Consider the following 26,964-nt stretch of genomic DNA (forward strand, 5'->3'; position numbering starts at 1 on the left):
TCCCGTGAGCTTGCCGTCTCAAAAATAAAGGAAGCACAGGAGATGTATTCTCTTGAAAGCCGCTGCTTCCTTGAATCCACCGGGATCTACCACATCCCACTCCTGTACTTCCTTCGTGATAAGGGTTTTGACTGCGCCGTCATTAATCCTATCATTACTAAGAATAGCACAAATAGGAACGTCAGGAAACTCCATAATGATAAATTTGATTCAAAAAAAGCTGCTAAAGTCGGCCTGGATGCCTCCCTTAAGACTTCCATTGTCCCGGATGACGCAATCATTGACCTGCGCAATCTCGTGCGTGACTACTATTATTTCAAGGACCTGCAATCCGCTATCGTATTGAAGCTTAATGCGGAACTCAAAGTGTCCTTCCCCGCATACCTGAATGTGTTCAGCAAGGTCACAACCCAGACTTCCTTAAAGCTTCTGGAAGCTTACCCCCTTGCAGCGGACATGCTTGCCGCCCCAAAAGACGAGCTTGTGGAAATCATCCGCAGCACGGCACGCTTTGGGGAAAAGTATGCCCTCGCCAAGTATGATGCCATATGCACCGCTGCAAAGGATGCCGCTGTTTTCGGGCGTGCCCTTAAAAGCAACGCTCTCCGGATCAGGCTATACATAAAAATGTACTGGGAATACCATGCCCATCTGGACAGCATACTGGAAGAACTGCATCAGGCTGTCGACAAACTGGAAGGGACACCGGACTATGACCGCATCTGCCTTATCCAGACACTGCACGGTATCGGCTTTTTGAGTGCCGTCGTCCTGATCGCGGAAATGGGATCCTTTGACCTGTTCCCTTCGCCTAAGAAGCTCTATGCTTACTTTGGACTGGATCCTGGTGTAAACGATTCCGGCAAGTTCCATGGAGACAGGGTTCACATGTCCAAGCGGGGCTCCAGTCTTGCCAGGCGTATCCTGCATATGGTCGCCATCAACAACCTGAAAGTGGATAAAGCAACAAAAGCCCCCGTGAACCCGGTCATTTATAATTATTACATCCGCAAATGTGCCAGCAAAAAAAAGATCGTTGCTGTCGGGGCCGTCATGCACAAAATCTGCAACATCATTTTCGCCATGCTCCGGGATAATAAGCCTTTTGAGCTCATTACGCCGAAAGAACACTGTGAACATTATGCAACAGAGCACCCAGAATCTGTGAACAACGCTGCCTGATAGATTTGAATTACATTTTAAAATCCCATGGCAATGGGTTTATTAAGGTTACCCTTTTTTACATCAGCTGCTTGAAAAAAACTTTGTAAACATTTTTCATTTTACCTATTGACATTTCTTAGCTGGACTTCTCTTTCCTTATGCTTCTATTCTAACAAATCACAGGAAAGGAAAATCCTTCTGATTTTTTGGATTTATTACTGTTTTTTTGGAAAATTGGTTGTGCCGCCATCCAATCCGTGTTAAATTATCCCTACGGATATTCTAATCTTCTTCCGGCCTTTTTAACAGGCCTTTAAATATCCGTTCTTTTCTCTTATGCCGCCAGACGGCATCCGGCGTTTTCGCCATCATCTCTTTTCTAATAATTACGAAACAGAAAGCGTGGTGTACAGCCTATGGTTTAATTTCGCCCACATTACCGTTGAAACAAAATAAAAATACTGTATAATGGAGGTAACACAAAAATTGGAAGTACAAATTACCAAAGAATACAAGGACAGGCTGTTCCGCCTGGTTTTCGGGGAAAAGGAGGATTTGCTTGCACTATATAATGCGGTAAACGAAAGCGCCTATTCCAACCCAGAGCAGCTTGCGATCGTGACGCTGGAAAACATGCTCTATCTGAAAATGAAAAATGATATCTCCTTCCTCATCGGAGATATCCTGAATCTTTATGAACACCAGAGCACCCTGAATCCCAATATGCCGGTCCGCGGTTTTCTCTACTTTGCCGAGACCTACCAGAAATACCTGATGAAGCATAAATACAGGCTGTACGGCAAAAAGCTCATTCCCCTTCCCCGGCCGAAATATATTGTCTTTTACAACGGCCTGGAGGATCAGCCCGACCGCGTTGAGCTGAAAATGTCCGACGCTTTTCCTCCTGCTTCGGATGCCGGAGAGCCATGCCTGGAATGCCGGGCAATTATGCTTAACATCAATGCGGGGCACAACAGCGGGCTCATGGATAAGTGAAGGAAATTAAAGGAATATTCCATCTTTGTAGAAAAAGTACGAACGAAACTGCAAATGAATCTGCCCTTCGATGAAGCGGCAGATGCCGCCATCCGGGAATGTATTCAGGAAAATATACTGAAGGACATTCTCACAGCCCATCGCGCGGAGGTGATTGATATGTTATTTACGGAGTATGACGAGCAGGAACACATGGCTTTTTTAAAGGAAGAAGGTCTGGAAGAAGGCATAAAAGAGGGAGAAAACAGGGTCAATCAGTTAATACGGCTCCTGATTGAGAACGGACGCAGCAGTGAAATAGAAAAGGCCGTTACCAGCCATGACTTTCAGGAAAGCCTGTTCCAGGAATTTGGCCTCTGATATCTGCATTATTTGCTGAATTAACCTTTCCCTGTATCTATCGCAGGATAAACGCCTCTATCGACACAAAGCAAATAAATTCTTGCTTTGCAAATAATGGTAGTATATACTTAAAAATACAAATACCCCGGGTATTTATCACGGTTTCCGGGGACAGGGAAAGGAAGGAATCATCCCATGATTCGTTTTATCAGTGTGGCAGTATTCGTAGTTTTATTTCTTATCCTGAGCATTCCGCTTATGATCGCAGAGTGGATTATCGGGAAATTCAATATGGACGTCAAAAACAGGAGTTCCCTGGCTATTGTCAACTGGGCTTTCCGCTGGTGTCTGCGCCTGTCCGGCGTTAAAATCACCTACATCGGCGAAGAACGCGTTCCCAGGGATCAGGCCGTGCTTTACATCGGAAACCACCGGAGCTATTTTGACATCCTTATGACCTATGTCCGGGTTCCACGCCCCACCGGCTATGTTGCCAAAATAGAAATGTTGAAAATACCTCTCCTCAGCAACTGGATGAAGAACCTGCATTGCCTGTTTCTGGACAGGAATGATTTGAAACAGGGCGCCAAAATTATTTTAACCGCTATTGGAAAAATTAAGGACGGCATTTCCATCTGCATTTTCCCGGAAGGCACCCGCAACAAGGTTCCCGATACTTTCCTGCCTTTCCATGCAGGAAGCTTCAAAATTGCCGAGAAATCCGGCTGTCCCATCGTCCCTATTGCTTTGAATAACGCCGGTGATGTTTTTGAGGATCATCTTCCCAAGATAAAGAAAACTCATGTCGTCATCGAATACGGCGAGCCGATTTATCCCAATGAGCTTCCAAAAGAAGACAAAAAGAGACTGGCGGATATTACGCTGGAGAGAATTAAAGAGATGTATTTTAAGAATAAAGAGCTGGTGTAAACATACCGTAAAATAAACAAAGCGGATATGAATGAAATAATCAGATTATTGGATCGATGGTGTCCGGGTCTTAACGATGAACTGCAGGGTTTTGCCGATGCAAGTAGTATACCTGTCTCGAAAGTTGCTTATTATGCAGGTACATATCTTCGTCCGTCATGTAGCCAAATCGCAATATCTGCCCAGAAAAGTGCAAACGGCCACCCTATTCTTGCACGGAGTTATGAATATCATCACGATTTAGAAGAATTTACACTGGCGCGCACATGTGCAGATGGGAAAAATGTTCATATAGGCACCTGTGTGATGATGTTTGGGCGGGAAGAGGGGATTAACGATAAGGGATTAGCTGTAGCTATGAGCATGAACACTGGACGCCAGATAAAAACCCGTGGGATGATGTACCGCCGCCATCCGGGCAAGCTCCTTCTCCAGACGCTCCACCGTCTCCTCAGCCGGAAGCTGGCCCTCAAACAGATAAAGCTTATTATCATCGTAGTTCGTGGATAGTAAATCCCCGAAGGCGCCCGCGATGCGTCGGCCCAGATTTGCAAAATCAATTCCCTCCTTATTCGCCATCAGTGTAACGCATACCAGTTCCTTTGCATCCGTAAAGCGGCTCATGAATCAGCACGGAACCGGCCAGTCCGATATCCCAGAAGGAAATATCCTGTGCGGATGCCCAAATATCCGAAAAACCTCTTAACGCGGAGGAATCCGTACGTGGTATCAAACCTCCTTCTCCGTCATAGCTTGCCGCAGGCTCTGTGGGATCAATGTACAGCCGATCCTTCTTAAACAGCTGATGTACATTTTCCGTAAGAGAAACATCCTCATGCATAAAACGCCCCAAATCCTCCGCAAAGCCGGTATGGCGCAAACCAAGGTATTGAATCTGCCTTTTCGTAACAAAGTCATGGTAGCTCTGTTCCCCCGCCCTTTCCACAATTTCCGTCAGCAGAAGAAAATTCGTAGCGCTCTGCATCACCTCTGTTCCCGGTTTAAAGTGCAGCGGCAGCGTCTGAACCGAATCTATTAATTCTCCAAAGGCCCCTGCCCTGTATGGATTAAAATCCTGCTGGAAGCGGTAATCCGGCAGACCCGATACATGGCGCAGCAGCTGAAGTATTTCAATTTCCTTCCAGGCTTCCGGAACCACCTGAATCCATTTTCCTACCGTATCGGAAAGATCCAGCCTGCCGTCTTCATAAAGCTGCATAACGGCCACCGCCGCAAAAGCCTGGGAAATATGCCCCGCCGGCCACATAGTGTTAGGGGAGGCCAGACGCCTCTGCTTTTCATCAGACATTCCGTATCCAACCACCCGCGGGATATACGGCGCCTGTACAATGGCAGGCGTAAGTCCGGGGATCTCATGCTCCCGCATAAAATCATATATCATACTGTCTACCGCCTGTCCCAGATTTTACCTCCGACACATAAAAAGGGTATTCCAATACCTGAGCACACAGGCTTATGGAATACCCTTAAAGTCATTTCTGTTTTATTTTCTCTTCGTTCTTTCCTTAATCCTTCACGACGCCCTTCTGCAGCATCACATTGGCATATACAGCCATTTCGCCGGTCGCCACAATGGCATAAGCAGTTTTTGCCTCATCATAGAAGGCAAACCTTTCAATATTGCCGACCGCCGCGCTTCCCCTGTTGTCGTACCTGGAAATGATTTCTTTATACTCATCCCAGATAGGAGTCTCCACAGGATCTCCCGGCATTACCTCCATCAGGTTCACGGGATGCTCTACATAAGTATCAAGCGGGAATACCTGAAGGATGGCGTCCAGAATTTCCGGGACACCGTGTCCGTCCAACCGAACTACCTTGGCATTTTTCCCCATGGATTCCACCGGGAAATTCCCGTCCGCAATTACAATCCTGTCACTGTGTCCCATTTCACACAGAACCTTTAACAGCTCCGGTGATAAAACAGAAGGAATTCCTTTTAACATAGCTGCCTCCAATCACCATTTCATGATAGCTTCACAATAGTTCCGATAGGCTTCCTCCCAGCGTTCTCCATCCTGCGGGTCAAACCTGCGGATTTCTTCCGAAGCCTTAATTACACTGCGGATTTCTTCCAGACTTTCCACAGCGCCTTCCGCCATTAGCTGAATCGCCACGTTTCCGTAAACAGTGGCCTCCACAGGACCTGCATATACGGGACGCCCGCATGCATTTGCTGTCAGCTGGCACAGCAGCGCACTCTGTGTTCCGCCGCCCACCATATGTATCACGGGATATTCCTTTCCCGTACATTCCCTGATTTCTTCAAAAGCCATACGGTATTTCAGCGCAAGGCTTTCGTTAATGCAGCGTACGATCTGCCCTTCCGTTTCCGGTACCGGCTGCCCGGTACGTTTGCAGAATTCCCGGATTCTGCGGGGCACATTTCCTGAAGGCGCAAATTCGGGAGCGTCCGGATCGATCAGAGAACGGAACGGCTCCTCTTTGGAAGCCAGCTTTTCCAGCTCGCCGAAGCTGAATTCCTTTCCTTCCCGCATCCACTGCCTGCGGCTCTCCTGAATCAGCCAAAGACCGATAATATTCTTCAGGAAGGAAATTTTTCCTCCCACGCCGCCCTCGTTTGTAATATTAAAACGGGCGCTGTTTTCATCAATAATCGGCTCATCAAGCTCTGTGCCAAACAGGCACCAGGTCCCGCAGCTTATGAAAATAAAATCCTTTTCCCCTGTAGGCACGGCCGCCAGCGCACACTGGGTATCATGTCCGGCGCCCGCCACTACCTTCATAGGCTCAATCCCCAGCTCCTCACACAGCTGCTGGCTGAGTGTTCCCACGGTAGTACCGCTGGGAACCACCTGCTGCAAAAGCCTTTCAGGCAGGCCCAGCTTTTCTATCACCTCATCCGACCAGTTCTTCTTTACAGCATCCAGCATCTGCGTTGTGGATGCAATGGAATACTCGCAGCATTTCCCGCCGGACAGATAATAATTGAATAAATCCGGCATCATCAGAAGGCTGTCAGCCTGTTCCAGCAGTTCCTTTTTATTCAGCGCAAGATACAGGAGCTGGAATACCGTATTGATTTCCATAAACTGATTGCCGGTGATTCCATAAAATGTATCCTTGTCTATTTTTTCAAAGCTTTTATCCAGCATCCCATTCACTCTGGCATCCCGATAATGCACCGGATTCCCCAGCAGATTCCCTTCCTTATCCAGAAGTCCGAAATCCACTCCCCAGGTATCCACACTGATGCTGTCTATCTTCCCATATGCTTTGGATTTAATCAGCCCCTGCTTGATTTCATGAAACAGGCGGAGAAAATCCCAATACATGGTATTCCCCAGGATGACGGGATCGTTGGAAAAACGGTGCAGCTCCTCCACGGTTATCTTTTCCCCGTCAAAGCTTCCCAGCATGACTCTTCCGCTGGAAGCCCCCAGGTCAACCGCTAATACCTTCTTTGTCTCCATAGGCGGCTCCTTATTCTGATTCTGTGAAACAACAAATCAGGGCCAGGCGGACCTTCGATTCGTCTGACCCTAATGACCTGCTCCGGGATGTTATTTGTACATAGGGCCGTAAGTAGCACATGCACGGTAATCCTGGCCTTCCTTATCCATACCGAATGCATTCCATGCGGAAGGACGGAAGATCTTTTCTTCAGGCACGTTGTGCATGCTTACCGGGATTCTCAGCATGGAGCACATGGTAATCAGATCCGCTCCGATATGCCCATAGCTGATAGCGCCATGGTTTGCGCCCCAGTTATTCATTACATCATATGCTGTTGCAAATGCGCCCTTGCCGGTTGTGCGGGGTGCAAACCAGGTGCAGGGCCATGTATAATCCGTACGTTTCCAGAGCTTGTCAGAAACCTCATCGGGAAGCTTCACCGTCCAGCCCTCTGCGATCTGGAGCATGGGCCCAAGTCCCTTTACAAGGTTCAGACGGATCATGGTAACAGGCATCTGGGCTTCCGTAACAAATCTTGAGGAGTAGCCGCCTCCTCTGAAGTATCCGAAGTCCGCTTCATTCCATGTGGTGGCTTCCATGATAGCCTTCTGATCCTCCTGAGTAATCTCATACCAGGGCTTCATCACGTTGTTGCCGTCCTTATCCTTTGCCTGTCCGTTGGCATCCAGACATGCTGCGCCGGAATTAATCAGGTGGATAAATCCGCCCGCTTCCTTCGCTACGCCTTCTATCTCATAGCCAGTCGCTTTCTTAACCGCTTCCGGGCTCCAGTAGGTACGCACATCTGCAAAAATCTGCGCCCGGTTGGTCAAAAGCTTCATAAACATCATTCCCAGGCCGTTGAGGACGTCATTTTCCGTCGCGAGTACATAAGGCTCTCTAGGTCCGTTCCAGTCAAAGGAGGTATTCAGCATCGCTTCCGCGAAATCACAGTTGGGGTAGAAATCCGTCCACTGACGCTGTCCCTGGAAGCCTGCCGCAATCGCATTATGGCCTACCATTTCCTCTTCACAGCCAACGGGCAGGTTCTTGTTGCCGTTCATCAGATCTTTGATGATACACATCATCTTAACAACGAACTCCCAGTCCTCGTCCTTCTTCTCTCTGGACTTCTGAACCTCTTCAGGATTTTTATCAAAGCCTTCAATGCAGTTTGCTTTTGTCCAGGCCAGCGCCTTTTCAAATTCTGCCTTGTCATAAATGCCTTCCGTCATACGGCGGATGATTTCCACCTCATCCACGGATTCCACACGCATTCCCAGATACTCTTCAATAAATGCGGGATCAATGATGGAACCGCCGATGCCCATGCAGATAGAACCAATCTGCAGATAAGATTTTCCTCTCATAGTGGCAACCGCTACCGCAGCTCTTCCGAAGCGAAGCAGCTTCTCCACAACATCCTCCGGGATATCCGTTGCGTCCGCATCCTGAACATCATGTCCGTAAATACCGAATGCCGGAAGTCCCTTCTGCGCATGGGTAGCCAGTACACTTGCCAGATATACGGCTCCGGGACGCTCCGTACCGTTAAAGCCCCATACGCCCTTGATCGTATTGGGATCCATATCCATTGTTTCCGCGCCATAGCACCAGCAGGGTGTTACGGTCAGGGTAATATCCACACCGCCCTTGCGGAATTTGTCCGCGCATGCCGCAGTCTCGCCCACACGCCCGATGGTAGTATCTGCAATGATCACCTTTACAGGCTCCCCGTTGGAGTAGCGTAAATTCTCTTCAAACAGCTTTGCCGCTGCCTTCGCCATATTCATTGTCTGCTCTTCCAGTGATTCCCTCACCTTCAGGTAGCCTCTTCTTCCGTCGATGGTGGGCCTGATGCCAATTACCGGATAATCCCCTACATATCTGTTTTCTGCCATTTCTTTCCCTCCTTGAAAAAATACCTTTACCGGTTTCCACAGGAACTTAACTGATACCGCTAAGTTCGTTAAGTTCAGTATATCATTGGCAATTTCTTTTTGCCTGTGTTATAATGGCAAAAAATATAACAATATTCACTTTTTTTTAAAAAACTGTGAAATAAATAAAAACAGGGGAAAACCCTCTGCAGGCCGTTTGTGAAAGCGCCATATATATGGAGGAAAGCGTATGCATTATCTGGATTATAATGAAAAAATAGATCATGGGACACCGGATTTTCCCATTGCATTTTATCATGTGGATGAGCATCATTCGCGGTATAATATGCCCTTCCACTGGCATAAGGAAATGGAGCTGATTCAGATATTAAGCGGTTCTCTCCGGCTTTATCTGGATGATGAAGAGATAAACGCAGGGGCCGGCGATGTGATTCTTATCGGGGAAGGCATCATACACGGCGGCGTTCCTGAGCATTGTATATATGAATGCGCCGTTTTTGATTTAAATCCCACTCTCATGCATACGGACGCCTGTAAACGGTATATCCGGCTCATTTCCCGGCATCAGATACGGCTGTATAACTATTTTCAGGCGGGGGAAAGCAGGAATTCCCGCCTGCTGAAGGCAGCCTGCCGTCTTTTTGACGCGGTACGTTACCCCCATGCGGGAAGCGAGCTGAGAACGTTGGGAGCTTTGTTTGAGTTTTTCGGCTGTATTTTTGAAGAGGAATATTATGTTCCCACAACGGAGGAGCCTTCGTCGGCCCCCAAGAAAATGGATCAGCTTAAGCCTGTTCTGGAATACATTGACGCCAATTATGCCAGCCCTGTCACACTTGCGGATCTGTCACGGATTGCGGGAATGACGCCCAAATACTTCTGCCGCTATTTCCGTACCGCGGTGCACCGGACTCCCATGGATTATCTGAACTATTACCGCGTGGAGCGCGCCTGCTACATTCTGAGCACCACCGAGCTTCCCGTCACGGAAATTGCCTATCAATGCGGCTTTAATGACAGCAGTTATTTTGTCAAAACCTTTAAGAAATATATGGGAGTGACCCCGAAGCACTATGCCCTGGGACGAGTTTGAAAAAAGACAGGATTTCCAAAACAGAATCTTTTATCGCATTTCCGGTAATACAGGCACTTTCTGAGCCTTTCGGATAAAAATGTAAAAGATCCTGCTTCAGAAACCTCTGAGAGAACCGGACATCGGTATTAATATGGATAGATTCCATATCGATATGTTTTGTACATTTATATAATAAATAATAACGTATTGCATTACATGTGTCAACTCTATAAAATCTTAGTTCTTCCGGTTTTCAGTATATAAAAAAAATACTGTCCGGCTTCCTGTTCCCCCCTCGGAAATGCACGCTGTTTTTTTATCTTCAAAATTAAAACAGACGCCTCCGGCTGCTGCCGAAAGCGTCTGTCATCACTGTTCTCAGATTTCGTACCAGATAATCTGGTTTGCTTCCAAATCCAAATCAAAGCCTGTTCCGTCACCCTTATATACGGTCGTGGACTGGGGTTCATAGGTGTTATTTACCACACAGTATTTGCCGTTTTTAATATAGGCATGTACTTCCACGCTATAGTTGGTGCTGAACCACTTATTGATATTTTCTTCTTCGCCTGTGCTCCATAAAATAGCACGGTAGAGAAGCCTGCTGTTTTCAAAGCTGTAAGGAAGCCCGCTGATATATACGGCGCGGCCCTTGCCGAACTCATTCACCGCCAGCTTTACTTCTTTATCCTCGGATACAAGCACCTGTGCGTTTTCCAGCGCATAAATATATTTCCTTGATTCGCCGAAATCAATTCTCTCCTGAGAGTCAGCCGTAATGAAGTGGCTGTGGTTTTCCCAGTTGTATTTATCATAGCCGAGTGTGAAGTCTCTTTCTTCCTCAACGCCGAACACATTTGCCAGCTGGAAGAAATGTCCGTTTGCCTGATGGCCGCTGGGTTCTCCCACACCGATAATGCCGCCGCCGTTATATACGAATTCCTTAACGGCAGAAGAAATTACCGGATTGCACCACCACTCACCGCCTGTCTGTGCGGTATCCGCATCGCCTACGTTGATGATGACATCAATATCCTTTAAAATATCCTTATCTTCCAGGATATCTTCAAAGCTGATGAACTTCACGTCAAACGGCGCGCCGGAGAGCGCCTCTATAATTCCTGCATAGGAGTAATTCTGCTTGAAGTAAATCGCATGATGCACCATATGATTTCCCCAGGCTCTCATTTTTCCCCAGCAGTTCAGCACTGCCACCTTCTTAATGCAATAAGGCGTAGTGCCCTTGATATTATCGTAAAGCTCCCTGAATTCCGCACATACGGATTCCACGTAATCCACAAAATCGGGGAATTCATTCGCCAGCTTCAGGTAACCGCCATAGCCGATGCGGTCAATAGGCTTTCTCAGAATCGCACGTCTTGCCGTTACCCAGTTCGTCTTTGCTTCCTTAACAGGATCGCCTCCCTCATGGAAGGTATCCGGGAAGAAATAAGGCAGGAGGCGGCCTTCCGTATATTTCACCCCTTCGATATCGCTGATCAGACGGAGTGTTGCTCCGTTGCCCACGCTTCCAACCACCGCATCAAGGCCGATGGTCTTAAACTCATCCATAAACGGTTCCGTTCCAATCCAGTGGTCACCCAGGAACATCATCGCCTCCCTGCCGCATTCATGGCAGATATCCACCATTTCCCTGGCAATCTTGGCGACCTCTCTTCTCTGGAAGGCCTGGAAATCCTTGTATTCTTTGGAAGGAATACGGTACTGGTTATTGTAATAGCCCTGATCAATGATGAATTCAGGCCGGAATTTGTAGCCTGCTTCCTTTTCGAACTGTTCCAGGATATAAGGGGATACTGATGCGGAATATCCGTACCAGTCCACATATTTTTCTCTGGCCAGCTCGTCAAATACCAGCGTAAACTGGTGGAAAAATGTGGTGAAACGCAGCACATTTACATACGGATGCTCCTCAATAAATTTGCGCAGGCGCTTCATGGTATATTCATGGGTTTTTGGCTGTCTCACATCAAAGGTAATCTGATGCTCTACATCCTTCCACTCATTTACCACCGCGTTGTACATATGTACCGGATCCCACATGATATATGCAAGAAAGCTCACGGTATAGTCATGGAAAGGCACGCTTTTGATTTCCACCTCTCCCGCTTCTTCATCATAGGTCCAGTCCGCTGTGGGAACCACCTCTCCCGTTGTCCGGTCGATTACCTCCCACCAACGTCTGATGTCATCCCTGCTGTTAGGGGTAAGCATATCAGGATACAGGCCTTTCATAAGCCTGATCCTCAAAGCTTCCCCGGCTGCCGTGTAGAACGGCGTCATTACATACATCTGCTGGATTTCATCAGGATTAGCCTTTGCCCAGGCATTATCCTTTCTCGTAGTATAATAGGTGGAATAAACCTTCAGTCCCACATCCTTTAACTCTACGGGAAAATCCGTGCCGTCGCAGTCACGAACCGCATCTGCGCCCCAGCGTTTGGATAAATCCAGTGTTTCCTGTATCACGTCTATATCGGTGGGAATTGTTACTCTCCCTTTTTCCTGACTCATATTGTGCCTCCTCTTCTTTAAATAAATACGGCATCCATGCCATTAACCTTTGATACCGCCTCCTGTAACACCGGCAATAATCTTCTCGGATAAGAAAATGTACAATAAGAATGTGGGCAAGAACACGATAACAACCGCCGCAAACAGTCCGCCGTAGTCTCCCGTGTACTTCATGGAGTTTACAATCTGGAGAAGGCCGACGCCTACAGGTGTCATTCTTTCGGAGCTTGCAAAGATCAATGCCATGAAGAATTCGTTCCACACACCCAGGAAGTTAAAAATAGTTACCGTAATCAGCGCCGGCTGTACCAGAGGCAGCATGATAACCCAGAAGGTTTTAGCCGGAGGGCAGCCGTCAATTGCCGCCGCTTCTTCGTAGGTCTTACTCAGAGTTGCGAAGAAGTTGAGCAGATAGGTTGTTGTATAAGGTACATTTAAGAAAATATACAAAAGTATCAGCAGAATCCTGCCCTTCAGATTCCATTTTGTGGAGAGTGAGAAAATAGGCATGATAATCATAACCGCAGGAATACTCATGGCAACGATCAGGCTGGATTTCATGACCTTGTTGCCGAGGAATTCAAACCTGGACAGCACATAGGCTGCAGGCGCGGAAATCAGGATTACGCCGACACAGGCCGTTATCGCATACAGCAGGGAGTTGGCGAAGAATACGGAAACATTCTGCGCTTTCCATGCGTTTGCATAGTTCTCAAAATGAAGGCCGCTCTCAAATTTGAATACTGATCCGGAGAAAATTTCCCTGGATGTGGAAAGGCTGGCGCCCAGAATCCATAATAAAAAGGCAGCTGTGAATATGATCCAGACAAGTACGATAATATATCCCGGAAGAAGAGATGCTTCTTTTCTCCAGTTAATTCTTTCTTTTACCTTAGGCTCTTTCTTTTTGCTCATAATCCACACCTCCTCTTAGAATTCCAGATCATCATCTCTGAGCAGTCTGTTCATGACGACATAGATAACAACAATGATGAGTGCCAGAATCACGCCGGTAGCAGCACCTGCGCCCGCATCTCTTGTTGAGTTGCCCTTGCCGCCGAAAACCGTATCATACAGATAAACAACGGGAACCGTGGTGGTAATCTCCGAATCCACAGGTGAAAACATTTTTGACCACAGGAAGAATGTGGTGGTATGTACGCTCCAGAAGGTAATGTTCGTCTTGGTAATTCCCTTCAACAGAGGCATTGTTATCTTGCCGAACTGCTGAACCTTGTTGGCTCCGTCTATCGTTGCCGCCTCATATAAATCCGCCGGGATTCTTTCAATACCGCTGATAAATATCAGCATGTAATAGCCGACCGCACCGAAGATGAATGCAAACAGCATTGCCCAGAACTTGGTATCATTGCCCAGCCATTTTACGCCCTCCAGCCCAAATGTCTGAAGGATTTTATTGAGCATACCATAGTCGTTGTTGTAAACATACTGAATCCACATGGTTGCCAGGGCAACAGCACTGATAACGTTGGGAAGGTAAATTGCAGCACGGAAAAACTTCTTAAAGCGGATGCCGCTTGTCAGTATAACAGCGAACAGAAGCGAAAAGGAAAGAACAATAATGCCGCCCACAAGCCAGATACGGAACATATTCCACATGGAAGCCTGCCATCCGGGGCTGTTGAAAATCTTCTGATAGTTGCTCATACCGTTAAAGACCCAGGTGGAGGTGTCTGATGTCACACTTTCAATCTGGAAGAAGCTCATGATTACGGTCCTGACCACAGGATAAAAATACATGATGAGGAGGGTTAACAAACAGGGTAATATAAAACCTACAATTAAGGACTTATTTTTTTTCATTAATATGTCACCTCTTCTTGTCAAAAGAGGCGGCACCACTTCAGTGCCACCTCCACTTGATAAACCTGTTTAGTTTTTATGTTTTAGTATAAAGCATCCATTGCTGCTGCGAAATCTTCACCGGTAGCATATTTGCCTTCATACAGGCTGATGATGATATCCTTAAAGCTGGTCTTTAATTCGGAGTTATCATTCAGGCCCATGTTCCAGGACAGGGGAGCTTTGGTAGCAACCAGAGCTTCTACGGTACCGCTCATGATAGCGGGTGCTGTATTGCTGGGGTCTGCAGGAATCTGATCCGCTGTATCAGCCATCTTCTGGTCAAATTCGCCGCTTGTTAAGAACATCAGGAAATCAAATGCTGCCTGTGCGTTCTCGCTGTATTTTGTGATAGCAAGGGAGTTAGCGCCTGCATATGCATTAGAAGGATCCGCGCCGCCTTCAACTGCAGGGTAGTTGAACATTCCCCAGTTGATTTCTGTGCCGGAGTTGTTGTTTACTTCAGGTGCTACGTAATTAGCGCAGACAACCATTGCCACTTTACCAGTTAAACCAATCTTGTTCTGGCTGGAAGGATATTCATCCGGAGCGCCGTCTGCAAGATATCCTGCTTTAACAAAATCGATAATCTGCTGAGCTGCTTTTACAACGCCTTCGTTCTTGCTCCAGCCGCCGTTTACAGCCAGGTCGGAGATTGCTTTTTCACCGATTACTCTGTCAAGATGGTAACCAAAGGTGAAATCTGCGTATGCGCTGTCAAGAGCCAGGGGCTGATAGCCTTTGTCAACCATGGTCTGGCATGCTGCAAGGAACTCATCCCATGTGGTGGGAACGGAGATTCCGCAGTCATCGAAGATATCCTGGTTGTAGAACACGCCGCCTACCTGGGGCTGCTCTGTTACACAGGGAAGGAATCCTGCCCACTCTGTTGCAACTTCATTGAAGCATGCATAGCTGGTTGCGTCATAGTTAGCTGCCTTAGCCATATCTGTAAGGTCATAGCAGTAATCTTTGTAGTTCTTTGCGATTCTGGAATAGTCATCTTCGAAGATATCAATCTTCTCATTGGATTCCAGAGCTGCCTGGATGATGGTGTTGATGTCACGGCCCTTCCACTCGATATTAATGGTTGCGCCTGTCTTCTCCTTGAAAGCATCTGCTGCTTCCTGGATTACCTGGCCCTGAGGCTCTGTGGAGTTCCACATGGACCACATTGTCAATGTAACGCCGCTGTAATCTGCCGCTCCGCTTTCTGCTGTCGTTTCAGCTGCTGCGGTTGATTCAGCAGGAGTTGTTTCTGCCTCAGCTTCCTCTGTAGCTGCGGGAGTCTCTGCAGGCTTTGACTCAGCAGGCGCTGTTGTGCCGCTGTTGCCGCAACCTGCCAGCAGGCTTGCTGCCATAACAGCTGTTAAAAACAAACTGACGAATTTCTTTTTCATTTTTTTCCTCCTTTAGTTTGTGCATCATGTATCGTTTTTTGATAATCTCAGTATATCTTTTATAGCCAATCTATACAATCCATATCTTGCTTCTTTTTTTAGAAATATTGCTTTTTATCGCAAGATTTGTTAATATATTTTTAGTCATATACGTGCGCCATCAGATTTAACTGCTTGTTTTTTTAAACAGATTGCTTAATCTCTTACTTTAAAAACCTGTGTTTTTTATATTTTTATACATCTTTTTTGCACAAATGTTTGCTTTTCATTGTTATCCGCCCGTTTTCAAGCGCAGTATTTCTAAAAAGAAAAGGAATGACGGATTGCATGTATAGCCTAAAAGACACCGACCAACCATAAAGGAGAAATTTATGCCGATTACAAGATACCCCCTGGAAACCGGGGAAATTGATCCGATTAATGCAAAGCTTTTATATGTCACGCATTCCATTTATGAAAACGACTGGCCCAGCCTGCCGCATATGCACTATTTTACTGAGCTTTGCTATATTAAAAAGGGTACGGGGAATTATTTGATTGAAGATCAGAACTTTCCTATTAAAGAGGATGATTTTATCATCATCAATTCCTATACCTCCCATACAGAGCGGTCTGTGGGGGAGATTCCGCTGGAATACATTATCCTTGGTGTTGAAGGCCTGAATTTTTCCTTCGGTGGGGAGCATGAGCACCTTATTTTCAACTGCAGGCGTGATCATGAGGAATTTGCCTACTTTATGGATTCCCTGCTGGGGGAGATGGAGAATAAAAGGCCCCACTATGAGCTTGTGTGCCAGGATCTTCTCAACATGTTGATCGTCAAGCTGATACGCAGGACGAACTTTTCCTTTGAATTCGTTCCCTCCGTGAAGTCCAGCCGGGAATGTATCAAGCTGAAGCAGTATATGGAGGCGAATTATAACCAGAACATCACGCTGGACACGCTTGCCCATGTATCCCATCTGAATAAATACTACATGGTGCATGCCTTTACCCGGCAGTTCGGATGTTCTCCCATGAATTATCTGATAGAGGTAAGAATAAAGGCCAGCAAGGAGCTGCTGGCCAGTACGGATTACAGTATAACGGAGGTTGCGCAGTCCTCCGGATTTTCCTCACAGAGCTATTTTGCCCAGTGCTTTCTGAAACACTGCCATATGACGGCCAGCGCTTACCGGAAGGCCTGTCAGGGCAGATAGGATCCGGCAGGTTCAGAGCTTCAGCTCATACTGTCCATCGAAGCAGGAAACAGCCTTCCGCTCCGTTACCTTGTCTCCTTCTCTGACATGTCCGACAAGCATTTCGCTGTTTTTATCCATCTGCCGCAGATTGGCCTCCAGAGCCTTCGGGGAATGGTTGGCATAGCAGTAGATGCAGCCATTAGGACAGGTGTTATAGGCGCCGATGTCAATGCTTTCATAGCAGCCGCAGCCTTTTCGCTGTCCTTTGTCAGGCTTGAGCTTCACGCTGCCGCCCAGGATATCCTCTATGACGGCCCTGTCAATGCAGGAGGCTCTTCCCACGCCAAATGCGGTCAAATCCTTTGCCTCACAGCAGGCGCTGACCTGCAGCCCATATGTCGCACCGGTGCGGGCAAAAAAGGCCGCCAGCTCCTCCATTTCCGTTTCCGCCGCATCGCGCAGCAGGCTTTTCCTCCTGGCTTCAGGTTTTCCCGGTTTCTGCCAGTACCCATTTCCGGAGTATCTGTCCACAAAGCTGACAATCACGCTCCGCATACAGCCCTGCAATTCCAGGCACAGCTGCCGGAACGCCTGTTTATGATATCCGATTCCCATTTCTTCATTTAAAATAACAGGATCATAACGCCAGATAATCCTGCTGCTTCCAATCTGTTCCGCCAGGCTGCGGAAGGTGCGGATAATTTTCTTTTTATCCCGCAGGCCCGGTTCCAGCGCTTTGCCATAGGGCGTAAGCGTAAACTGGAAATAATACCGGTAGCCTCTGCTGTCCAGTTCCTTCAGATAAGGCATCAGCGGCTGCGGATCCTTCGTCCAGAAAACAATGCAGTCCACTGCCTCCGGCGTCATGGGTATGCGGCCAAGCTGGCCCGCGTTAAACGGATTTCTTACCACCGCAAAGCCTTCACGGATCCGGTTCATAAACCATTCGCAGTATCTGCAGGGGATATCGGTTCTTCTGGAAACAGACAGAATCATGTCAGTTGCTCCACCACCTTTTCAAAGCCCATCCCACGGGAAGCCTTCACCAGTATCGTGTCACCCGGCAGAAGGAGGTCCGAAAGGCCTTCCAGAAGGCTTTCCCTGTCCGGAAAATAATGGATGCCGTGTTTTTCCCCCGCTTCCGCCGCCTTCAGGGCGCCTTCGTACATGTGACGGGACAGCTCCCCGGTACAGATCAGGCAGTCCACGCCTTTTTCCACGGCATACCCTCCCACGCATTCATGCAGCTTCGCTTCCTCTTTCCCCAGTTCAAACATGTCTCCCAGCACCGCCACAGTCCGGCCGTCGGCCTGAAGGAGAAGATCCACGGCCGCCTTCATGGAAACCGGATTGGCATTATAGCAGTCGTCGATGACAACTTTATCCGCCAGCTCAATGATGTGGCTGCGTCCGCTGACACCTTCCACCGCGGCAATCCCCTTACTGATTTCCTCCGGCGTAAGGCCAAGCAGGCGTCCTACGGCAGTGGCGGCCAGGGCATTATATACCATATGTCCGCCGGGAAGCGGTATCTTCGCGTTAAAGCTTATCCCCGACTCCCTGTCATGAATCACCGCCTCGCTTCCGAGAAGTCCCCTGCCTGCAATATCCGCCGCATAAATCCGGCAGCTTGAAGAAAGCCCGAAGGTTACCGGAGGCTTTCCTTTTACTTCTTTTATTGTGCTGAGCATGTCATCGTCGCCGTTAACGCATACGGCGCCGTCTTCGCCCATGAAATCAAAAATTTCCGACTTGGCCTTCAGGATCCCTTCCCTGCTTCCCAGGAATTCCAGATGGCACTGGCCGATATTTGTCATGATACAGATATCGGGACGGGCAATGCGGCTTAAATTATGCATTTCCCCGAAATGGTTGATACCCATTTCCAGTACCGCAACCTCCGTGTCCTCAGGCATGGAAAGCACCGTCAGCGGCACGCCGATTTCATTATTATAATTTCCCAGGGTCTTATGGACCCTGTATTTCTGCGAGAGTACGGAAGCAACGAATTCTTTGGTGCTGGTCTTCCCCACGCTTCCGGTGATGCCTACAACCTTCACAGACAGCTGCCTGCGGTAAAATTCCCCTATCCTTTTCAGGGCTTCAAAGCTGTCCTCCACCAGAATGCAGGGGCCTGCAGGCTGCTCCGGCAGCCGTTCGCATACTACGCCAAGCGCGCCGCCCGCAAAAACCTCCGGTATAAACCGGTGTCCATCCACCCGTTCTCCTTTTGCGGCAATAAAAAGGAAATCCTTTCCGGCTTTTCTGGAGTCGATCACCACGCCCGCCGCCTCGGCAGCAGGGGGCTCACCCGGGCAGATCAGCCTGCCGCCGCATGCCTGGGCGATGTTGGTTAAAGTCATATTTTTCATATACGTCCTCTTTTCCTGATCAGTCCTTTTGCGCCAGCTCCAGAATCCACTGGCACAGGTCTTCAAAGCTTATTCCAATGGCCCGGGCTTCCTGCGGAATCAGGGAGGTAGGGGTCATTCCGGGAAGGGTGTTGGCCTCCAGGCAATACAGCTTGCCTTCCTTATCCATCATGAAATCCATCCGCGCATATTTTTTGAGGCGCAGCGCCCGGAATACTTTTTCGGAAATGAGCTGCATTTCCCTGGACTTATCCTCCGGCAGGTCCGCCGGGCAGGTTTCAATGGTGCTTCCCGCCTGGTATTTGTTCTTATAATCATAAAAGCCGCAGAGAGGGGCGATCTCAATTACCGGCAGCGCTTTTCCGTCAATGACTGCACAGGAAAATTCCCGTCCTTCAATATACTGCTCAATTACCGCTTCCTCATCATATTTGAAGGCTTCCTCCAGGGCGGCCTGGTATTCCTTTTCCTCATGCACGATGCATACGCCCACGCTGGAACCGCCCTTGCAGGCCTTAACTACACAGGGATAAGGCACTCTTTCCGCGCTTTCCTGTCCCTTTCTCACACGGATCCCCGCCGGGGTCGGAATGCCGTGGAAGGCAAAAAGCTCTTTTGCCAGGCTCTTATCCATGGACAGCGCCGAGCTGACGTAATCCGTTCCCGTATAATGGATTCCAAGCAGGTCAAAAGCCGCCTGCACCTTTCCGTTCTCTCCGTCCTCTCCATGCAGTCCCAGGAAAACAACATCGGCCATCTGGCAGATCTCTATCACGTTGGGGCCGAAAAAGCTCCTTCCGCCATCCTTTCGCAGCGCCTTTATCTGCACTATATCAGGATTGCTTTCCTTGATTCCCCCTATGTTTTCAGCCCAGTCCACATCCTTTTCAAAAATGCCGGCGTAATCGTCTTCATATCCCAGATAGACATCCAGCAAAACCGCCTGGTGTCCCTTTTTCTTTAACGCTTCATAAATCATGCGGCTGGAGCTTAAGGAAACATCCCTCTCCGTACTGATGCCGCCGCCTAATACCACAATTTTCATGAGTCTCCTCCAATTCCTGTAATTTATTTTAAGCTAAGACAGCTTTTCTCAGGAACTGTTATAAAATGCACAGTCCAGTTCCTTACTACCTTATTTTTCACAGGGCCAATTTATGTCAGATACCGCCCGTGCTTTTCAATTGTAGCATATCCGGGGCTATTAGAAAATGAAAAAGATGCTTTTTTTAAGGCTCACAGTGTTCCGGGGGAGGGCATGGAAATACCCGTCCGGGCCGCGGGAGGGATGCGGTTCGGGCGGGTTGGGATTTGAACAGGGACCTGGATAAGAATTCAGGAATTAAAATTAAAAGCCGGTATCCCTGTATACAATTTTTCCGTTAATTATAGTGCACATGGTCCTGGTGAAGGTTTCCATAGGGTTGCCTGTAAAAATAGCAATATCCGCATCCTTTCCTGGTTCCAGGCTGCCCACACGATCAAATACGCGGCAGATACGGGCGGGATTGCAGGTAATGGCTCTCAGTCCTTCCTCCAAAGGCAGTCCGGACTTTACGGCAAGACCCGCGCAAATGGGCAGCGACTGGATAAGGGATACGGGGTGATCGGTGGTAATTGCCACCAGCACCCCTGCCTCGCGCAGAATGCCTGCGGTTTTAAAAGCCATATTCTGTACTTCTATTTTGCTTCTGCTGGACAGGTCGGGGCCGACTATTGCGGGAAAGCCCTCTTTTGCCAGGTCCTCCGCGATGAGGTGTCCTTCACTGCAGTGGTCAAGTGTCATAGAGAGTCCGAATTCTTTTGCAATGCGTATGGCGGTATATATATCGTCCACCCGATGTACATGCGCCTTCAGGGGAATTTTCCCTTCCAGTACGGGCATCCAGCATTCCAGGCGGAAATCCGGTTCAAAATCCGGTTCCTGCCCCTTCGGGCAATCCTTTGTCAGGCGCATTTTTTTCTTACGGTATTGTACAGCCTTATGGAGCTCCTCCCGCAGGATTCCCGCGATGGCCATTCTGGTAACCGGGGATTTTTCCTGGCCGGAAAAATTAACCTTGGGGTTTTCTCCGAAAGCGATTTTCATAGCGGCAGGGGCCTTTACAATCAAATCATCTATGCGTCTGCCCTTTGTTTTAATAAAGGCAAACTGGCCGCCCACCACGTTGGAGCTTCCCGGGCCTACCATAATTGAGGTAATTCCTGCCCGGACGGCATCGTCAAATGCGGCATCCATGGTATTTACGGCGTCTATGGCTCTCAGCCAAGGCGTTACCGGAGAGACATTTTCATTGCAGTCATCTCCCTCCATCCCTTTTTTTTCTTCCGTAATGCCAACATGGCAGTGGGCTTCAATCAGGCCCGGCATCACCAGGCAGCCGGATGCATCAATGATTTCCGTACTGCCCGTGTCCGGGACTTCTATCCTTTCCGCCACTGCGGTTATTTTTCCATTTTCGATCAGGACGCTGCCCTTGGGGATAACCTTTCCCATCATGGGAAATACGCGTCCGTTTTGTATCAGCAGCTTACCTTCCATCTCAGCTCAGCCTGTTCAGTGGATTTACCGGCTGTCCGTCTTTGGTCAGCTTGAAATAAACATTGCAGCCTTCCACGCTGTAATATTTGGTAGGCTCCGCCACCTTTCCGATAATTTCCCCGGTGGTTACCACATCACCTTCGGCTACGGTAAGATCCGTCAGCTGTCCGTAGGTAAGTTCATAGCCGTCGCCCAGATTCATAATGACTGCGGTTCCGATTTCCGGATCCTCATAAATGGTGGTTACCTGTCCGTCGGCGGCAGCCGTAATGCCTTCTCCCTGGGTAGCGGCAATGATGATCGCCGGATTATATTTATACTGCTGGAGTGTGGCAAAAAAGACGGTCTTGTCCATGCTGTAATTCACGAGGACATTTCCCACGATGGGCCATACAAGGGTATCTGACTCGGAAAAATCCAGGGCAGGCACCGTATTCATGGCATCCTCGTCTCTTTTTGCAGTCTCATTCCCATCGTCTGTTTTTGCTATGGCATCGGACGCGTTTGCTTCCAGCGCTTCCTGTGATTCCTGTGCCAGCGCCTCCTGTTGCGCTTCGGCCTGTGCCGCCTCTGCAGCTGCCTGCTCCGCTGCCGCCTGCTCTCCGGCGTTTGCCGTGCTGCCAAGCATTTTCATGTCAGGGTTGTCCACTTTCCCGGAATTGGCCTCCTGAAAGCTGGGATCATAGTCCAGCTCACCGGCATCAGCCTGCTGTTCACCCAATTCCTGTGCTTCACCCGCTTTATCCCTGTTGGCTTCGTCCAGCGTGGTGAAATCCACAATATAATTATCCTCTTCTTTTTCCTGGCCTCTGTTTCTTACATACAAGCCGGTAGCGGTCAGCGCCGTCAGAACGAGGCAGCTGGATACCAGCATGATTGCTTTTTCTTTTCTAAAGCTTGATCTCCTTCTTCTTCTCATAGGGCATTCCTTCTCTTTCCTATTCATTTTGGCAGATGCCAATTATCAGTTGAAATCCTTCAAGCTTAGTCTTTCCGTTTTCCTTTCCATTATTCAGTTTTTTGTATTTCAACACCTTTAAAAAAATCTTTTAAAAGAGCCAGAAAATCCTCGCCCTGCACCGCCCTGCGGTTAGCCTCAAACTGACAGAAACCCAGCCCATGCCCTACGCCGCGGCTTTCCAGCACTACAAGCCCCTGCTCCTCACTGATGGTAAAGCAGGAGGAATTCAGGGAAAAAAGGCTGCGGAATTTTTCTCCCGACATATGTATTCCCTCCGCATCCACCCACAGGACATAACCGGCGCTGTCTCTTGTGAGGGTTATTTTTTCCGTTTCACTGACTCCCAGGGCCGTCCAGAATTCGTTTTTCTTTATGGTTGTTCGCAAGGTATAGCCTTCGGCTTCTATATCATGCTCGCAGTCCACGCTCACCAGATAATCATAGCCTTCGCCCAGCACCTCCCTGCCGTTTCTCGTCTTTCCCGCACTGAGCCAGAAGTAGGCCGGTTCTATAAGCTTTCCCTCCCAGGTCAGATACATACCCTTTGTTTCTGATACAGCCCGGGAAATTTTTGCCTGATTATCCACAGCCGAGCTTCCCCAGAGAGCTTCCCGTTCCCGCAGATCCAGATAGTCCTGTCCGATTTTCCTGGCGGAAATCGTTGTTTCTTCAACCGATGCCCTTTCCTCATACGCCTTCATGCACATGGTCCGGAGGATCACAGCCTGCGCCTTGAGCGTCTCTTCCTCACAGCCTGCGGGGATACTGGCCGCCAAAGCGCCTTCCACATAAACCTCCAGGGGGATTCTGCTCACTCCCGCGCTGCTTTCACAGGCCACCATGAACTTTCCTTCTTCCTCAAATACCGGAACGGTTTCATGGCCGCTTTCTCCTTTTCCGAAAAAAAGGCTGCATACATAGGGAAGCAGGAGTAAAAATAAAAGGACCGCACAAAGATCCAGCAGCCGCTGCCGGCCTGCGGAATTTCTGAATGCGGGGGAAAACGGCCTGCGGGGGGTGGGGCGGGTTTTCGGAAGTAACTTTTTTCTGTCCATAGTCATCTCTCCGCATTCTGCATATTTACTCCATTCTATGTCCCACCACCCATTTTTATTCGTGGGGAACGGATGAAGGCATGTGCCACGGCGGCTTCCCGTCTCTGTCCGGTGGGGGCCGGGGCCTGTCTGTGTTTCCCGGGGGCGGCGGTGGGGTATTTTCTGATCCAGTTTCAAAAACGGGGTGTTTCTAACTGTTTCGCAAAGCCAGGATTCGGCCAACGTGGCCAAAACTCCTCGCCCGCGCGACTTACGTCGCATTGGCTCGTCAGACAGGCCACTAGGGGCGGCCGAATCCTGGCTTTTCGAAGCAGTAAGAAACATCTCCGTTTTTTCCAATGGATCTGAAAATATCCCCACCGCCGCCCCCGGGAAACACAGACAGGCCCCGGCCCCCACCGGACAGAGACGGGAAGCCGCCGTGGCACATGCCTTTATCCTATTGGTTGTGATAATAGGGAGGAAGGACAAGGGGTAAATATGGCAAAGGCCATATCTGTATTTGGGAACAGATATGGCCTTTGGAGGTGATAATGATAAAAAGTTATTGGTAATGAGCGATATTTAATAATAATTTGTTAGGGTTGTTATTTTACTATTTTACGCGGTTGTAATTTATGAGGCAGCCGTCCAGGATGATTTGGCGTTCTTCTTTGGTTAGGTCGCCCAAGGTTAGGGGGAAGGGGGTGAGGCCTTCGGGGGTCACGGTGTAGGCGGTAATGGTGTCCTGGGCTTCTTCTACGGCTTTTCTGATGCCGGGGATGAAGAGGTAGTCTTTGTTGGTAAAGGGAAGGGGGCCTTCTTCAATGAGGAAGGGGAGCATTCCCCAGTTAATCAGGTTGGAGCGGTAGCGTTTGGTGGCGTATTCGGTGGCTATGTTGGCCCAGCCGCCCAGGACTTTCTGGCAGCTGGCTGCCTGTTCCCTGGCGGATCCATCGCCGGGTTTTACTGCAAAAATGGTGGATCCAAAGCCGATGTTTCCTTCGCCTGCTTCCGGGAAGCGGGTGTGGATGGTTTCCATGACGGGCTTCAGCTCGGGCTTGGCCTCCAGGGGGCACTTTCCTTCCATTACGGCGGTCTGGGCGGTTTGGATGTCTTTTGCCAGGCCTACGTAGGCGGGGTCTTTGCGGGAAAGCGTGAATTCCGCAAGGCCCAGAGGGTTGGAGCGGTAGGAGGAGGTTTCTCCGGAGGGGATCAGTTCATCGGTTGTGGTAACCGGGTCGTGGATCTCGGATACTAAGCGGAGTACCAGGTTTTCCGGGAGTTCGCACATGGCCGGCCAGTCTTTGATGTTGGGGCCGAAGTGGATTGCCACCTCAGGATCCGCCGCGCCCTTGGAATCGAATACGCGGTTTGCATATATTTTGGAGTCAAAATGGTATTTGTATTTGCCCAGGGTAGCATCAAATTCCGTTGCCGGTGTGAGGACGCCTTTGTTGGCTGCAGTTGCCGCAATGGAGCGGGCATCCATGAGCGCAACGGATGCGATCTGGCCGTTCTGGAGCTTGCTGCCTTCTCTGTTGGGGAAGTTCCTGGTGGAGTGGCGGATGCTGAAGCCGTTATTGGCCGGGGTATCGCCTGCTCCGAAACAGGGGCCGCAGAAGGCGGTTTTCATGACTGCGCCGGTTTCCATAATCGTGGCGGCACAGCCGTTTTTGATGAGTTCCATATAAATGGGCATGGAAGCAGGGTAAACGCTGAGCGTAAATTCATCCGCACCGATGTATTGTCCTTTGAGGATGTCCGCTGCCGCGCAGATATTTTCAAAGCCGCCGCCTGCACAGCCGGCGATGATTCCCTGGTCCACATGGAATTTTCCGTTTCTCACTTTGTCGTGCAGGGTGTAGTTGACAGCGCCGTCAAGGCTTACCTGGGCTTTCTTTTCCACATCGCCCAGGATGTCATCCAGATTGGCGTTGAGTTCTTCAATCGTATAGGTGTTGCTGGGGTGGAAGGGCATGGCAATCATGGGTCTGATGGCGGAGAGGTCCACAGTTACCAGGCCGTCATAGTAGGCCACGTTTCCGGGGTTGAGTTCCTTATATTCTTCCTTCCTGCCATGGATTTCGTAGAATTCTTCGATTTCCCTGTCTGTTTTCCAGATGGAGGAGAGACAGGTGGTTTCCGTGGTCATGACGTCGATGCCGATTCGGAAGTCAGCACTCAGTTTTTCCACGCCGGGGCCTACAAATTCCATGACTTTATTTTTCACATAGCCATTTCTGAATACTGCGCCGATGACAGCCAGGGCAACGTCCTGGGGGCCTACGCCTCTGATGGGCTCTCCGGTGAGGTAAACGGCAACTACGCCGGGCATTTTGATATCATAGGTCTGGTTGAGAAGCTGTTTAACCAGCTCCGGCCCGCCTTCGCCCATGGCCATGGTTCCCAGCGCGCCGTAGCGGGTATGGGAATCGGAGCCGAGAATCATCCTGCCTCCGCCGGCAAGCATTTCCCTGGCGAACTGGTGGATAACAGCCTGATGAGGGGGCACATAGACGCCGCCGTATTTCTTGGCACAGGTGAGTCCGAAGAGGTGATCGTCTTCATTAATCGTCCCGCCCACCGCACAGAGTGAATTGTGGCAGTTGGTAAGCACATAGGGTATGGGGAATTTGGTCAGCCCTGATGCTCTCGCCGTCTGAATAATTCCTACAAAGGTTATATCATGGGAGGTCAGCTTGTCAAATTTGATTTTCAGGTTGTCCATGTTACCGGAAGTGTTGTGGCTTTCCAGGATGCCGTAGGCAATTGTTTCCTTTGCCGCTTCCTCCTTTGTTACCTGTCTTCCGGTTTCGGCAGCTATCCGCGCCGCCGCATCCTGATTATCAGGAATGATCTGTGTGCCGTTTACAAGATAGGCACCGCCTTCTAGTAATGTTACCATGTGTCTCCTCCTTTATTTATGTAATGCATAATTTTCAGCTTCACTTACTGATTACTTATTATAGAGGAAACACAAAAAGGAATCAATCTTAAATTGCGGGTACTTTCCGGTATCCGCAGATAGCGCTGCAATTTACATCTCCTTTGGGCTTCCGGCGCCTATGCTAAAATTCTGTTAAGCTGTGTGTAAAACAGTTGAGTCATCTTCTGCTTTCTGTTATTGTGTATAGTAAAAACATTTCCCAAAGGAGGTATGCATTTTATGGATGAATCAGACGACAGTGACGGAAATCCTTCCTGTTTTCAGTTCCGCAGAATGGTAT

At 49.0% G+C, this 26,964-nt stretch carries 22 protein-coding genes and 1 pseudogene; 7 read left to right on the forward strand and 16 right to left on the reverse strand.

Annotated elements, in window-relative coordinates:
* The 5 genes and pseudogenes from FYJ45_RS08515 to FYJ45_RS33120 all read left to right on the forward strand — a co-directional run.
* Window positions 1-1,182: IS110 family RNA-guided transposase (locus tag FYJ45_RS08515; RefSeq protein WP_154464263.1), on the forward strand; the 1,182-nt coding region annotated here is incomplete at its 5' end.
* A gap of 468 nt (window positions 1,183-1,650) precedes the next feature.
* Entirely contained in the window at window positions 1,651-2,160 is a 510-nt protein-coding gene (locus FYJ45_RS30565) for a hypothetical protein (RefSeq protein WP_235930728.1), read from the forward strand.
* A 54-nt stretch (window positions 2,161-2,214) separates the two neighbouring features.
* Window positions 2,215-2,520 (forward strand): hypothetical protein, encoded by a 306-nt coding sequence (locus tag FYJ45_RS30570; RefSeq protein ID WP_235930729.1) that lies wholly within the window; start codon window positions 2,215-2,217, stop codon window positions 2,518-2,520.
* A 177-nt stretch (window positions 2,521-2,697) separates the two neighbouring features.
* A complete protein-coding gene (locus FYJ45_RS08525) occupies window positions 2,698-3,432 on the forward strand; it encodes a lysophospholipid acyltransferase family protein (RefSeq protein WP_021635280.1) in 735 nt (244 codons plus the stop codon).
* A 27-nt stretch (window positions 3,433-3,459) separates the two neighbouring features.
* Window positions 3,460-3,759, forward strand: a pseudogene (locus tag FYJ45_RS33120) (acyl-CoA--6-aminopenicillanic acid acyl-transferase); the annotation flags it as partial.
* Between the two features lie 18 nt (window positions 3,760-3,777).
* Here the strand turns inward: FYJ45_RS33120 and FYJ45_RS30575 are convergent.
* The 5 genes from FYJ45_RS30575 to FYJ45_RS08545 all read right to left on the reverse strand — a co-directional run bounded on the left by FYJ45_RS30575 (window position 3,778) and on the right by FYJ45_RS08545 (window position 8,771).
* Complete coding sequence (locus tag FYJ45_RS30575) at window positions 3,778-4,011, reverse strand: hypothetical protein (protein ID WP_235930730.1); 234 nt, start codon at window positions 4,009-4,011, stop codon at window positions 3,778-3,780.
* Window positions 4,001-4,834: a serine hydrolase domain-containing protein gene (locus FYJ45_RS08530; RefSeq protein WP_235930731.1), complete on the reverse strand. Its 834-nt coding sequence runs from the start codon at window positions 4,832-4,834 to the stop codon at window positions 4,001-4,003. Before FYJ45_RS08530 ends, FYJ45_RS30575 begins: the two co-directional genes overlap by 11 nt.
* A 124-nt stretch (window positions 4,835-4,958) precedes the next feature.
* Window positions 4,959-5,399 (reverse strand): RbsD/FucU family protein, encoded by a 441-nt coding sequence (locus tag FYJ45_RS08535; protein ID WP_154464264.1) that lies wholly within the window; start codon window positions 5,397-5,399, stop codon window positions 4,959-4,961.
* A gap of 12 nt (window positions 5,400-5,411) precedes the next feature.
* A complete protein-coding gene (locus FYJ45_RS08540; protein WP_154464265.1) occupies window positions 5,412-6,887 on the reverse strand; it encodes a rhamnulokinase in 1,476 nt (491 codons plus the stop codon).
* 90 nt (window positions 6,888-6,977) lie between these two features.
* Entirely contained in the window at window positions 6,978-8,771 is a 1,794-nt protein-coding gene (locus FYJ45_RS08545) for an L-fucose isomerase (RefSeq protein ID WP_154464266.1), read from the reverse strand.
* Window positions 8,772-9,000: 229 nt separating this feature from the next.
* Here FYJ45_RS08545 and FYJ45_RS08550 point away from each other — a divergent pair, with 229 nt between their 5' ends.
* Window positions 9,001-9,864, forward strand: a complete 864-nt coding sequence (locus tag FYJ45_RS08550; RefSeq protein ID WP_154464267.1) for an AraC family transcriptional regulator — start codon at window positions 9,001-9,003, stop codon at window positions 9,862-9,864.
* A 360-nt stretch (window positions 9,865-10,224) separates the two neighbouring features.
* On the opposite strand, the gene gnpA is transcribed toward FYJ45_RS08550, so the two are convergent.
* From gnpA to FYJ45_RS08570, 4 genes are all read right to left on the reverse strand, one after another.
* The gene (gene gnpA / locus FYJ45_RS08555) at window positions 10,225-12,381 is read right to left on the reverse strand and encodes a 1,3-beta-galactosyl-N-acetylhexosamine phosphorylase (RefSeq protein WP_154464268.1); all 2,157 of its coding nucleotides are present in this window, start codon (window positions 12,379-12,381) and stop codon (window positions 10,225-10,227) included.
* A 42-nt stretch (window positions 12,382-12,423) separates the two neighbouring features.
* Window positions 12,424-13,296, reverse strand: coding sequence for a carbohydrate ABC transporter permease (locus FYJ45_RS08560; protein ID WP_021635271.1), 873 nt, complete (start codon window positions 13,294-13,296; stop codon window positions 12,424-12,426).
* 15 nt (window positions 13,297-13,311) lie between these two features.
* Window positions 13,312-14,205 carry a carbohydrate ABC transporter permease gene (locus FYJ45_RS08565; RefSeq protein ID WP_154464269.1) on the reverse strand — a complete coding sequence of 298 codons (894 nt, stop codon included), beginning with the start codon at window positions 14,203-14,205 and terminating at the stop codon, window positions 13,312-13,314.
* An 83-nt stretch (window positions 14,206-14,288) separates the two neighbouring features.
* The gene (locus tag FYJ45_RS08570; protein WP_154464270.1) at window positions 14,289-15,644 is read right to left on the reverse strand and encodes an ABC transporter substrate-binding protein; all 1,356 of its coding nucleotides are present in this window, start codon (window positions 15,642-15,644) and stop codon (window positions 14,289-14,291) included.
* Window positions 15,645-16,015: 371 nt separating this feature from the next.
* On the opposite strand from FYJ45_RS08570, the gene FYJ45_RS08575 reads away from it, so the two are divergent.
* The gene (locus tag FYJ45_RS08575) at window positions 16,016-16,843 is read left to right on the forward strand and encodes a helix-turn-helix domain-containing protein (protein WP_154464271.1); all 828 of its coding nucleotides are present in this window, start codon (window positions 16,016-16,018) and stop codon (window positions 16,841-16,843) included.
* Between the two features lie 12 nt (window positions 16,844-16,855).
* On the opposite strand, the gene FYJ45_RS08580 is transcribed toward FYJ45_RS08575, so the two are convergent.
* The 7 genes from FYJ45_RS08580 to FYJ45_RS08610 all read right to left on the reverse strand — a co-directional run bounded on the left by FYJ45_RS08580 (window position 16,856) and on the right by FYJ45_RS08610 (window position 26,642).
* A complete protein-coding gene (locus FYJ45_RS08580) occupies window positions 16,856-17,821 on the reverse strand; it encodes a DUF1848 domain-containing protein (protein ID WP_154464272.1) in 966 nt (321 codons plus the stop codon).
* Window positions 17,818-19,197 (reverse strand): UDP-N-acetylmuramoyl-tripeptide--D-alanyl-D-alanine ligase, encoded by a 1,380-nt coding sequence (locus tag FYJ45_RS08585; protein WP_154464273.1) that lies wholly within the window; start codon window positions 19,195-19,197, stop codon window positions 17,818-17,820. The genes FYJ45_RS08580 and FYJ45_RS08585 overlap by 4 nt, the downstream gene beginning before the upstream one ends.
* Before the next feature lie 19 nt (window positions 19,198-19,216).
* Window positions 19,217-20,242 (reverse strand): D-alanine--D-alanine ligase family protein, encoded by a 1,026-nt coding sequence (locus FYJ45_RS08590; protein ID WP_154464274.1) that lies wholly within the window; start codon window positions 20,240-20,242, stop codon window positions 19,217-19,219.
* A gap of 303 nt (window positions 20,243-20,545) precedes the next feature.
* On the reverse strand, window positions 20,546-21,739 hold the full coding sequence (locus FYJ45_RS08595; RefSeq protein WP_154464275.1) for an amidohydrolase: 1,194 nt from the start codon (window positions 21,737-21,739) through the stop codon (window positions 20,546-20,548).
* Between the two features lies 1 nt (window position 21,740).
* The gene (locus FYJ45_RS08600) at window positions 21,741-22,658 is read right to left on the reverse strand and encodes a M23 family metallopeptidase (RefSeq protein ID WP_154464276.1); all 918 of its coding nucleotides are present in this window, start codon (window positions 22,656-22,658) and stop codon (window positions 21,741-21,743) included.
* Window positions 22,659-22,747: 89 nt separating this feature from the next.
* Window positions 22,748-23,755, reverse strand: a complete 1,008-nt coding sequence (locus FYJ45_RS08605) for a SpoIID/LytB domain-containing protein (RefSeq protein WP_195841739.1) — start codon at window positions 23,753-23,755, stop codon at window positions 22,748-22,750.
* 595 nt (window positions 23,756-24,350) lie between these two features.
* A complete protein-coding gene (locus tag FYJ45_RS08610; RefSeq protein WP_154464278.1) occupies window positions 24,351-26,642 on the reverse strand; it encodes a hydratase in 2,292 nt (763 codons plus the stop codon).
* Window positions 26,643-26,964 lie beyond the last annotated feature (322 nt).

The organism is Eisenbergiella porci (assembly GCF_009696275.1).
Lineage (GTDB): Bacteria > Bacillota > Clostridia > Lachnospirales > Lachnospiraceae > Eisenbergiella > Eisenbergiella porci.